The sequence below is a fragment of the Bacillus sp. JJ722 genome (assembly GCF_036963345.1).
Lineage (GTDB): Bacteria > Bacillota > Bacilli > Bacillales > DSM-1321 > Bacillus_AD.
In genome coordinates this window covers 6,341-16,990 of sequence record NZ_JBALMO010000209.1, presented here as the reverse complement: position 1 = coordinate 16,990, position 10,650 = coordinate 6,341, and the positions used below count along the sequence as shown (strand labels likewise).

12 protein-coding genes, 1 other RNA gene and 1 pseudogene are annotated in these 10,650 nt (G+C 36.5%); 2 read left to right on the top strand and 12 right to left on the bottom strand.

Annotated features, from left to right (window positions below; translation table 11 throughout):
- The 6 genes and pseudogenes from V7014_RS21130 to V7014_RS21105 form a co-directional block, all read right to left on the bottom strand.
- A pseudogene (locus V7014_RS21130) lies at positions 1–211 on the bottom strand (IS5/IS1182 family transposase); the annotation flags it as partial.
- Between the two features lie 171 nt (positions 212–382).
- A complete protein-coding gene (locus V7014_RS21125; protein ID WP_335510031.1) occupies positions 383–1,180 on the bottom strand; it encodes a phosphotransferase in 798 nt (265 codons plus the stop codon).
- 389 nt (positions 1,181–1,569) lie between these two features.
- Entirely contained in the window at positions 1,570–1,887 is a 318-nt protein-coding gene (locus tag V7014_RS21120; RefSeq protein ID WP_335510029.1) for a hypothetical protein, read from the bottom strand.
- A gap of 54 nt (positions 1,888–1,941) precedes the next feature.
- Positions 1,942–2,880, bottom strand: coding sequence for a serine hydrolase (locus V7014_RS21115; RefSeq protein WP_335510027.1), 939 nt, complete (start codon positions 2,878–2,880; stop codon positions 1,942–1,944).
- Positions 2,881–2,925: 45 nt separating this feature from the next.
- Positions 2,926–3,228 (bottom strand): hypothetical protein, encoded by a 303-nt coding sequence (locus tag V7014_RS21110; protein ID WP_335510025.1) that lies wholly within the window; start codon positions 3,226–3,228, stop codon positions 2,926–2,928.
- A gap of 2 nt (positions 3,229–3,230) precedes the next feature.
- The gene (locus tag V7014_RS21105) at positions 3,231–3,461 is read right to left on the bottom strand and encodes a helix-turn-helix transcriptional regulator (RefSeq protein ID WP_335510022.1); all 231 of its coding nucleotides are present in this window, start codon (positions 3,459–3,461) and stop codon (positions 3,231–3,233) included.
- Between the two features lie 70 nt (positions 3,462–3,531).
- Between V7014_RS21105 and V7014_RS21100 the strand changes: the two genes are divergently transcribed.
- Positions 3,532–3,840: a VOC family protein gene (locus V7014_RS21100; RefSeq protein WP_335510020.1), complete on the top strand. Its 309-nt coding sequence runs from the start codon at positions 3,532–3,534 to the stop codon at positions 3,838–3,840.
- A 296-nt stretch (positions 3,841–4,136) separates the two neighbouring features.
- On the opposite strand, the gene ssrA is transcribed toward V7014_RS21100, so the two are convergent.
- The 6 genes from ssrA to secG all read right to left on the bottom strand — a co-directional run bounded on the left by ssrA (position 4,137) and on the right by secG (position 9,862).
- Positions 4,137–4,498, bottom strand: a transfer-messenger RNA (tmRNA) gene (ssrA, locus tag V7014_RS21095).
- Positions 4,499–4,675: 177 nt separating this feature from the next.
- Positions 4,676–5,143, bottom strand: a complete 468-nt coding sequence (smpB, locus tag V7014_RS21090) for an SsrA-binding protein SmpB (protein ID WP_042350665.1) — start codon at positions 5,141–5,143, stop codon at positions 4,676–4,678.
- Positions 5,144–5,358: 215 nt separating this feature from the next.
- Positions 5,359–7,713, bottom strand: a complete 2,355-nt coding sequence (gene rnr / locus V7014_RS21085; protein ID WP_438824952.1) for a ribonuclease R — start codon at positions 7,711–7,713, stop codon at positions 5,359–5,361.
- Positions 7,714–7,762: 49 nt separating this feature from the next.
- Positions 7,763–8,503 (bottom strand): alpha/beta hydrolase, encoded by a 741-nt coding sequence (locus tag V7014_RS21080; protein ID WP_335510013.1) that lies wholly within the window; start codon positions 8,501–8,503, stop codon positions 7,763–7,765.
- A 201-nt stretch (positions 8,504–8,704) separates the two neighbouring features.
- Positions 8,705–9,397 (bottom strand): response regulator transcription factor, encoded by a 693-nt coding sequence (locus tag V7014_RS21075; protein WP_335510011.1) that lies wholly within the window; start codon positions 9,395–9,397, stop codon positions 8,705–8,707.
- A 228-nt stretch (positions 9,398–9,625) separates the two neighbouring features.
- On the bottom strand, positions 9,626–9,862 hold the full coding sequence (gene secG, locus V7014_RS21070) for a preprotein translocase subunit SecG (protein ID WP_335510009.1): 237 nt from the start codon (positions 9,860–9,862) through the stop codon (positions 9,626–9,628).
- Between the two features lie 181 nt (positions 9,863–10,043).
- On the opposite strand from secG, the gene V7014_RS21065 reads away from it, so the two are divergent.
- A complete protein-coding gene (locus V7014_RS21065; RefSeq protein WP_335510007.1) occupies positions 10,044–10,589 on the top strand; it encodes a hypothetical protein in 546 nt (181 codons plus the stop codon).
- The last annotated feature ends 61 nt before the right edge of the window (positions 10,590–10,650 follow it).

Below are 10,650 nucleotides of genomic sequence, written 5' to 3'. Positions count from 1 at the left end.
AAATAGTTTTTAGCAATAAGTATTTGAACATACAAATAGGCGGTACTGCATTGCGACCGTTATCAAGGCAATATTTATTTTGTAATTCATCTAATACAAAAGAAAAATCAACCAAATCATTAATTTGACGAAGCATATTGTCTTTTGGAACAACGATATCATAAATTGCCATGAAAGGACTAAGATTAAAAGATTCTTGATTTGAAATCATTGGGACACCACCTGAATATATTACTTATAGTATAAAACAAAAAGCCATCTGTTTCTCGACAATATCGAGAAACAGATGGCTTCATTTAATTACTGGACTTTTTCAGTGCCCTCTCAAAAGATGATCTCTTTTTAATCGCTTACACTCCGTTAGTTCATCATGACTTTTCTCTTAAATCCACTCTTTTCCGTGTTCGCGAATGAATCGAAGTTCCTCTTGATAATGATCATAATGTCCTTCGTCGATCATTTTTTGAAACGCCACATCGCCTTCTTTGGCTTTCCTTTGCATGGTTTTACATAATCCTTCTACTCGTAGCAGTACCATTTCTAAAAACCCTTTTTCTAGTCCCTCCATACCATAGGAATCAAAAAACAATTTAACCCTTTGTTTGATTCGCTCAGCATCCCTTAACGAATCATAAAAAATGGCTTCGCCTGCTTCCGTATGATAAAGCCTACTTAAAGGAACGCAAGTGTAAAGCGTATAGGCGATATCCCAAAGTCTTGGACCAGGAGCAGCCAGATCAAAATCAATCACACCTACTGGTTTTTCGCGATTAAAAATAATGTTATAGATGGCAAAATCATTATGGCACATCACCTCAAATGGCTGCGGGGTGTTATCAATGGGTTGCCAACGTTCTTCCATTGGAAAATCACTCATCGCATCATGATAGAGACGAAGCATTTTTGCGATCTCTTTTAAAGCCTCATCCGACCACATGTATTTTTTTAACGGATAATTGCCAGCTTCTCCTTCGATAAAGGATAAGATCTCTCTCCCTTTTTCATCAATACCTAGAAACTTTGGCACACCATTTAAACCTTTGCTTTCAAGGTGTTTTAGCAATGTATGAATTTTAACACTATCAGGCTTTAATTCTCGTCGAACCGTATCTCCCAAACGATATACACTGGAGACATTCCCTCCTGTTAGTGCTTCTTCTTTTTCGTAGTGACTTTTCATTAAAATTCCCCCAATTTAGGGACTCTATGATTGTGTCAATAGAGATGTATTTTTACCCATAAATAAAAGCAGATATACAAAGGTATCTGCTCGGCAATGGGAATTTAATTGTCCACACCATGTATCCCTTGAATGATTTAAGATAGACAAATAAACGCATCCTTAAGAACCAAGGACCGCCACTGTCTCTATCCAATTAAATAATCATTTCAAGGTATTCCACATATGTACAGATTCCCCTTTCTTTACATCTCTAAATTAGATATTACCAAGGATTACTAACTAAGAAAAGACTTTTGTATAAAGTTTTTAAATTTTTTTGCTATTTGAAGGTGGAGACGAAGAATGCCATCATCAACATAAAATCGATAATGGCTTTTTTTAATTAATTACAATTCGGAGAGTTCTTTCTGGACTTTCAGACGGTAGTCTTCACTACCAAGTAATTTTGATTCGAACGAATTCATATTGTTTCGGATGAGCATTCCCTGCCATGAGTTTAGGTCATCTGTAAAGATAACCATTTCAATCTTATCTCCATTATGATTTTCTGCGTACAATGCGTCGTTTAGTATGAATGCAGTCGATCCACCTTTTGCACCAAGATGAACAAAACGCTCATGGTTGCCTTCGTTCAGTTGCATCGGCCACTCAAGTAAATCCCTTGCTGTTTCAGCAGCTTTCACTGGAAGTTGATCATTCGACATAACCGCCAATAACTTCCCATAATCATTGGCTGATGCACCAATTAGACGATCCGACTATACTCTTTGTACATCTAAGGACGAATCAAATGTATAGTCTTTACTTTTGATCGTTCCTTCCTTCATTTGCTTACTTAAATCCTTCGCTAATTCCCGGTATTCCTCAATCGGCATCGCTTCAAGCTCTTTTATTAATTTTTTGTTGTTCATTGATTCACTTTTCAAGTACTCTGGAATTAAGAGCGCACTGACAATCGGATAGACTTCCTCATGCTGCGTAAGTCCAAGTGATTTTGCCCGCTCATTGATAGCAGCTAAGCCAAGCAAATCAATTAGATAATCTGTATTGGCGTTAGAGCTGTAGGTCACCATTCCTTTTGCAACGTCATGTAGCGTTACTGCATTATTTTCAACTTTTCTTTCGCTATCCATCGTTTTCAGCCACTCTTCATGTGCATTGCCATCCGTACCTTTTAAATAATAACGGTTTAACTCATCCAATGACACAGTGCTATCTTTATCCAACAAGCCTGCATCAATCTGCATCGCATATTCTACAGCGATCAGCATCTTCACTGTGCTTGCCAATGGTCGAACGACATCTGATTGATAAGTAATTAATTCAACACCATTTTCCGCCAAGTAAAAAGACGTTGTTTGCGGATTGTCTTTCAAATGGTTCAGAACATAATCAGGATTGTCTCGGAATACAGAGTAGCCTGCAATTCCTACGACAAGAATAATTGCCCCATAGATCATTAATCTCTTCTTTGTATATGTTTTTTTATCGAATACAATCATTGCAATAAAACCGACCACCAATGCAAGTAAATAATTAACACTAAAAAATAACACCGCAATGATAATCGCTAGCACAATTACTACCGTCACAATAACTTTTCTAATTCCCTCTTTTGTCCTATTCTCTTTTTTAAGTAAAGACAAAGGTGCAAGAATTAAAACTCCTAACATCCCAATCCACGCCCAAATATTCACACAGCCACTTCCTTTCTTACGATTTTTATTTTATGTAAAGGCAACTTAATATTTTCTCTTTAATACCGTTATGATGATTCCATGAAGGATCATTAAACCTGAGATTAAAAACCAAATAACTAATTTGTATGTATCGTAATCCAGGTGACTAATGAATTGGTCATACAACTCGATTAAAAACCATCCAAAAGGCATTAAAGGAAATACAATGCCATAGGATTTATTGGAAATGCTCTTCCCACGCTCATCCTTATTCTCTTCACCCATTTCGAATTTCAGTGAAATAAAGACTGCGATAAAGAAAATGAGTACATAAATAATACGTAGAATAGCTAGAAAAACTTCCATATTTATTTCTCCTCCTCTACTTCATATTGAAAAACTTCGTGTAAATCTACACCAAACATTAGTGATATATCATAGGCTAACTTTAAAGATGGATTATATCTGTTTTTTTCAAGTGAAATAATCGTTTGTCGGCTCACGCCCAGCTTATCAGCAACCTCTCTTTGTGATAACCCCCTTTCAGCTCTTAACACAACAATTCTATTACGAATCTTTCTTTCATTATTTAACAGCATCTCAGCTCACCTCTTATAAAATAAGAGTAACATATTTCAAACCTAAAGTAAAAAAAATTTTACATATAGTATGAAATACATTACTCTTAAAAGTACGATGATTAAAAAATGGTACAGTGAAGTGCTGAAGATCGAAATAGAAAATTGGAATGGGACTATTATTAAACCCCATTCAGGAAATGAAACTACCTTTTCTTTCTTTACTAAAGATGACCTTTACTTCCCAACAAATTTCCAAGTTTATAATCTAAACGAGACTATTAAGCATCTTGAACAAATTGGTGTACCTCTTGTAAAGGAAATAGAGATTAATGAATTTGGTAAGTTTATTTGGATTAAAGATCCTGAAGGTAGACTGGTTGAGCTATGGGAGAAATAACGGGTTGTAATTATTGATATTTTGTAGAACAAACGGGTGCGTTAGTGAAAATAGAAAACAAATCGGACCACAACATTTTAGACATATCTAAAATGTTGTGGTCCTTTTAATATCAAATGTTACACTTACCTAACCTAAAAATCTGTTTTAAAATAAAGCCTGTATCTAAGATTACTTGGTAATTTAAGATACAGGCTTTATATATCGGTAACTAATTGTCCTTATATATATTTAACAGAACGGCAAAAATATGCTTCCAGTCACACAACGCAAAAAACCACCAAAACATATGTATTTGGTGGAGACGGTGGGAGTCGAACCCACGTCCAGAAACATTGCCACTTAAGCTTCTACGAGTGTAGTCGAATTATTAGTATTTCGCAAGTGCTTCGGCCATTCGACAGGCTTCCACATTGCTAGTCTGATTGTTCTCTTCCTTCTTCCTCAGACGGTGGAATCCGGCGTAGTCCACTAAGAGTGAGTCCCTTACCCTACCACGTGGACGATGGAGGGAGGAACCGCATTAGACTGTTATTAAGCAGCTAAAGCGAAGTTGTTTTGTTGTTTGCCAGTTATAGGCTTTGACGTTTTAACGAGGCCGATCCCCTCGACTCGCAACCTAAGCTCAAACTATCCCTGTCGAATCCGTAACGTCCCCATATAAGAAAAGGAACGAACGAAAATGAATAGCAAAAGCAAGTTTGCTTATTCAGTTGTCATTCAGTAATTGAATTATAACATATACAGTATGAAATGCAATTGTCAGTTCTTGTCTAGACTACCAAAGGAAGCTAAATCTTAATATAGCCACTGCCAACACAACCGTCAAAAGCCTTTACATCTTTTGACGATCGCGGAATGCACGTTCAATATCACGTTTTGCTTCTTTACGTTTTAAATCTTCACGTTTATCATATTGCTTCTTCCCTTTACCTAGTCCAATTAAAACCTTTGCAAAGCCATTTTTTAAATAAACTTTTAATGGAACGAGTGTATAACCTTGTTCTTTCGTAATACCAATTAGCTTATTGATTTCACGACGATGAAGCAAAAGCTTGCGCGTGCGTAAAGGATCATGATTATAACGATTACCTTGTTCATACGGACTAACATGCATATTGTATAAGAACATTTCACCATTTTGGATACGAGCATGTGAATCTTTTAAATTCAGCCTTGCTGCGCGAATCGATTTAATTTCAGTTCCTTGTAGAACGATACCAGCTTCATATGTTTCTTCTATAAAATAATCATGGTATGCTTTTTTATTTTGAGCAACTTGTTTGCCCATACCTTTTGCCATAGGATTCTCTCCTCCTAACTCCTGTAAACTTTCTCCCGTCAATCTTGGTGCTTCAATACAAAGACATTTAAGTGGGAACTCTAGCGCCAGTAAGAACCCGATTGGTTCTACTAATGCTCACTAGGGAAGAATGCCCCACTGAGCAAAGTTTCACTTTATCTCATCCCTTTATGATAGCGGAAAGAGAGCCTTTTTAAAAGGCTCTCTACGAGATTTTATCGTCTTTTCGGCTTCTTTTTACGCTTGCTCTTTGGAGCATTTTCGAAGAACTTTTTCTCTTTTTTCTTCTTGCCACCATTTGCCGAATCTGATTTTTTAGAGCTATCTTTTTTCCTACTTCTGCTGCGCGAACGATCATCGTTGCTTGAAGATTTTTTACCGCCTCGTTTACGATCTCTTGAACCCGCTTTAAATACGCGTGTTTCTTTATCTTCACGTCTTCGATTATTCTTCATACCTGCAACTTCAAAATCAATTGCACGTTCATCTTTATTTACATTTACAACTTTTACAGTGATTTCGTCACCGATACGGAATACCTTCGCTGTTCTTTCACCAATCATTGCTAAATGGCGCTCATCATAGCGATAGTAATCATCGTTCATTGCGCTAACATGAACAAGACCTTCGATTGTATTTTCTAGTTCGACGAACATTCCAAAGTTTGTTACTGAAGAAATTATACCATCGTATTCTTCATTTACTTTGTCCAACATAAATTCTGTTTTCTTCAGATCATCTGTTTCACGCTCTGCATCTACAGCACGACGTTCACGTTTCGATGTATGATCCGCAATATCTGGTAACAAATGTGACCACTTTTCTCGAGTAGCAGGATCAATCTTACCTTCAATTAAATATGTGCGAATTAATCGGTGGACGATTAAGTCTGGATAACGTCGAATTGGTGATGTAAAGTGCGTGTAGTAGTCTGTCGATAAACCGAAGTGACCTAAGCTCTCTGGATCATACTTCGCTTGTTGCATTGAACGAAGCATAACAGTTGAGATAACCATTTCTTCTGGCTTTCCTTCAACAGCTTCAATTATTTCTTGAAGCGCACGAGGATGAACTTCATTCGCTTTACCTTTGACAATATATCCAAAATTCGTGATAAATTCAAAGAAACGTTGTAATTTTTCTTCTTTTGGATCTTCGTGAATACGATAAATGAACGGTACTTCCATCCAGTGGAAATGCTCTGCCACGGTTTCGTTGGCAACAAGCATGAATTCTTCAATCAGCTTCTCTGCAACAGAACGCTCCCGAAGAACGACATCTGTTGGATGTCCCTCTTCATCAACTAGCACTTTCGATTCTTTGAAGTCAAAGTCAATTGCTCCACGTCTCATACGTTTTTCACGTAGAATTTGAGCGAGTTTTTCCATATCTTCAAACATCGGAACAATTGGCTCGTATTTCGCACGAAGCTCGTCATCTTGATCTACTAGAATTTTGTTCACATCCGAGTAAGTCATTCGTTCCGTTGTTTTAATAACGCTTTGGAAAATTTCATGTTTTACAACTATACCTTGTTCATCAATTTCCATATCACATGAAAGCGTTAAACGGTCTACTTTTGGATTCAATGAACAAATACCGTTAGATAAGCGATGTGGAATCATCGGAATAACACGATCTACTAAATAAACACTCGTTCCTCGTTCATAAGCTTCCATATCAATTGCACTGCCTTCAGTCACATAATGACTTACATCGGCAATATGAACACCTAGTTTATAGTTTCCGTTTTCTAATTGAGTAACCGTTACCGCATCGTCTAAGTCTTTTGCATCTGCTCCGTCAATCGTTACAATTACTTGATCACGCAAATCACGACGACCATCTAAATCACGTTCATCGATTGTTTCAGGTGTATCAATAGCTTGCTTTAATACTTCATCAGGAAATTCTAACGGCAAACCATTGCTATGAATAACAGAAAGAATATCAACGCCTGGATCATTCTTATGACCTAGAATTTCAATAACTTCTCCTTCTGCACTAGCACGACCTTCTGGGTAAGCAGTTATCTTTACAACTACTTTATGGCCATCAACAGCACCCATTTTTGCCGCTTTCGGAATGAAGATGTCATTTACAATTTTCTTGTCATCTGGAATAACGAAACCAAAATAATTGCTTTCTGAATATGTTCCAACGACTTGCTGTAAGCCGCGTTCGATAATTTTTTCCACTGCACCTTCTCTTCGTGAACCAGAGCTTGTAGAAGAAACACGTACAAGTACAATATCTCCATGCATGGCATTTTTCGTTTCGTGAGGTGGAATAAAGATATCATCCATTCCTGGTTCCTCTGGTGTTACGAATGCAAATCCTTTCGCATGGGCCGTTAATTTTCCTCGAACTAAATTCATTTTGGCTGGTAAACCATAACGATTCGTACGTGTCCGAATAACTTGACCCTCTTCTTCCATCTTCACAAGTGCTTTAACAAAACTTTTGAAATCAGCTGAATCTTCAATTTCTAATGCCTCTTCTAATTCTTGCACAGTCATCGGCTTATAGGCTTCTTCTTTCATAAATTGAAGCAACCGATCATAATACATACGGATATTTTCATCCATTCATATAAACCTCCCTCAATAAGGGTAAAAGCTATTCTTTCCAGTCTAATTGCTCCAAGAACTCATATACATCTTTATGTAATTGTTCTTTCTCTTTATCGAGCGTAATAACATGTCCAGATTTCTCATACCATTTAATTTCTTTTTGAGCTTTATTTAATTCATTATATATAATATTTGCGCTGTCGGGGTTAATGACTTCGTCGTTACGTCCTTGAACAACAAAAGTTGGTACATCAATTTGATGAACATTTTCACGAACACTCGCAATAAACTCCTGTAATGCTTCTAGCGTATTCATTGGGGCAATGTTCTTCATTTCTAATTCGATTTGCTCTTGTGACTTACCTTCTCTTTTCTTATATTCTCTTGCATAAGATAAAACGCCTTCATACATTTGCTCTTTGCTCTTGAAGAACATAGGTGCACACATCGGTACAATTCCCTTTATAGGTACAGTGTAACCCAATTTTAAAGAAAATACGCCTCCAAGCGATAAACCGACTACAGCAATTTCTTCATGACCTTTACGTTTTAGAAGGTCATAAGCCATCATGACGTCCTTCCACCAATCTTTTGGTCCTGTCTTTACTAACTCTTCTGGTGGCACAGCATGTCCTTTGTAGTGAGGAGCGTGACATGTATAACCTTTATCTTCTAAGTATCTCCCAAGCATACGTACATCCGCAGAATTCCCTGTAAAACCATGCAATAATAAAACCGCTCGTTTTCCGCCTTCAAACGTAAACGGTTTTGGAATTGTTGTTCTCATTTTTTCAAAACTCCTTTGTCTATACTAAACAGCATTTTCACTGCTTCAGTTGCGCCTTCCTTTATTTAATCAAATTTCCTTTCATAATGCTATGAAAACAAGCTGGTACTCTTGTTATTCCACAAACAGACGCAAAAAAAATGATATAACAAAAAAAATCCTTGTCATGATAGCATATGCATCACGACAAAGATTTTGCATTTAAGGATTAAATCTATAACCCATTCCGCGAATCGTCTCGATGAAAGGATATTCAGTGCATTCATTTATTTTGCTTCGCAAATGTTTAATATGAACATCAATTGTTCGATCATTAATAGCTTTCTGCCCATCTTCATACAGATTATTAATCATTTGCTCTCTTGTAATGACTTGATTTGGATTCATCATAAAATATAAAAGCATTTTATATTCAAATAATGTCAAATCAATAACCCGATCCTCAAAGCGCACTTCACCTTTAATTGGTTTAATCGTAAGTCCTTGGTAGCTAATTTTACTGCAACGATTTGCTGTTCGACGTAACACTGTTTCTACTCTAGCCACCAATTCACTCGGGCTAAATGGCTTACCAAGAAAGTCATCGGCCCCTGTTTGCAACCCTTTTATACGATCCTCAACTTCACATCTGGCGCTTACTATAATAATAGGTGCATTACTCTTTAAATCATGTCGAATCCAATGGCAGATACTTGAACCGTCTTCACCGGGTAATATCATATCCAATATAACAAAACATGGGTCATACTTTAAGAATTGAACACGTGCATGTTTCCCATTGCTCGCCTCTATCACCTCGAAACCCGCTCTTTGTAAATAAAGTTTCATGACTTTTCGTATATTACTTTCATCTTCTACTAAAAGAATATTCTTTCCACGTAAAGCTTCTTTCAAGGCTAACACATCCTCCAATAAAGAAGTACCCATATGTTACCATTATCGCACAGAAGAGCATTCATATTTAGAAGAATCGTGTCAATTAAACAACAATTAAAAGAAAAGCGGAAGCGCACGTTAGCTCCATATCTTCTATCACCCTCCTGCAGAGCTAAAGTCTCATCTGCTGCATCCTTTTTATACAACAAAAAAACCAGCTATATGCTGGTTTTTAAGAATGAGCTATTACATTACGAAATAAGAAAGAGCAATTGTCAATCCAAAGAATAGTACAGATAATACAATTGTTATTCTGTGTAAAACTAAATCTATTCCACGCGCTTTTTGCTTTCCGAATAGCTGTTCAGCACCACCGGAAATTGCACCTGATAGGCCTGCGCTTTTTCCTGATTGAAGAAGTACAACCACGATTAGTGAAATACAAACAATAACTAGAAGAACTGTGAGCACTGTATTAAGCACGCAGTCCACCTCCTACATCTTGACAATATTACTTTTAATGTAACATACATGGTTTAAATTCACAATAACTTAAAAGCGGACATACGATTTAGTTTCATGTAAAAACATACAAAAGACTTTCAATCGAAAGATTTACTTTTCTATTATAGGGTATAATGACACTAGGAGAGGAGTGAAAAATATGTACAATTCCATTATTCGGAAATTAGATATTCTTAATATCTTATTAGCTGTAATAGCTGTGATTGCACTTATTTTAAATAGCCATGCCTATATAACAGCCACGATTCTTTTAATTGCTACTCTAACATTATTTGTAACTAAATATAAATTTAACAAAGCATTTATTTTTCTTACGTACACATGTAGTTTCATCATATTTGGGTTACTATTTGCGAAAGCAGCAAAAGAAATTTTTTTCCACTCGATTATAGTGCCATCAAATATTGCTGTCGTCATCATATTAGCAATCATTATTGGTGCAGTTGCCACATTTGCAAATTTCGGTAGCAATACATTATCCATCATATGGTTTTGTTTGCATATTCTAATGCTAATTTCTTCTATACAAATCGATTTTCATTCTTTCTTTCAATCCATTTGGAGCAATGAAGCACAAATCTATACTATTCGTGAATTCTATCCATTCTTAATTGCCAGTATGTTAATTGGTGCATTCCTTGAAAAATTTCAAGTGGAAATAAAACGAGATCGTCATAACAATTAAGAAAAGCGGAAGCACCCGGTTTGCTCCGTATAGACTGGAGTCCTCCGACTGAGATAAAGGA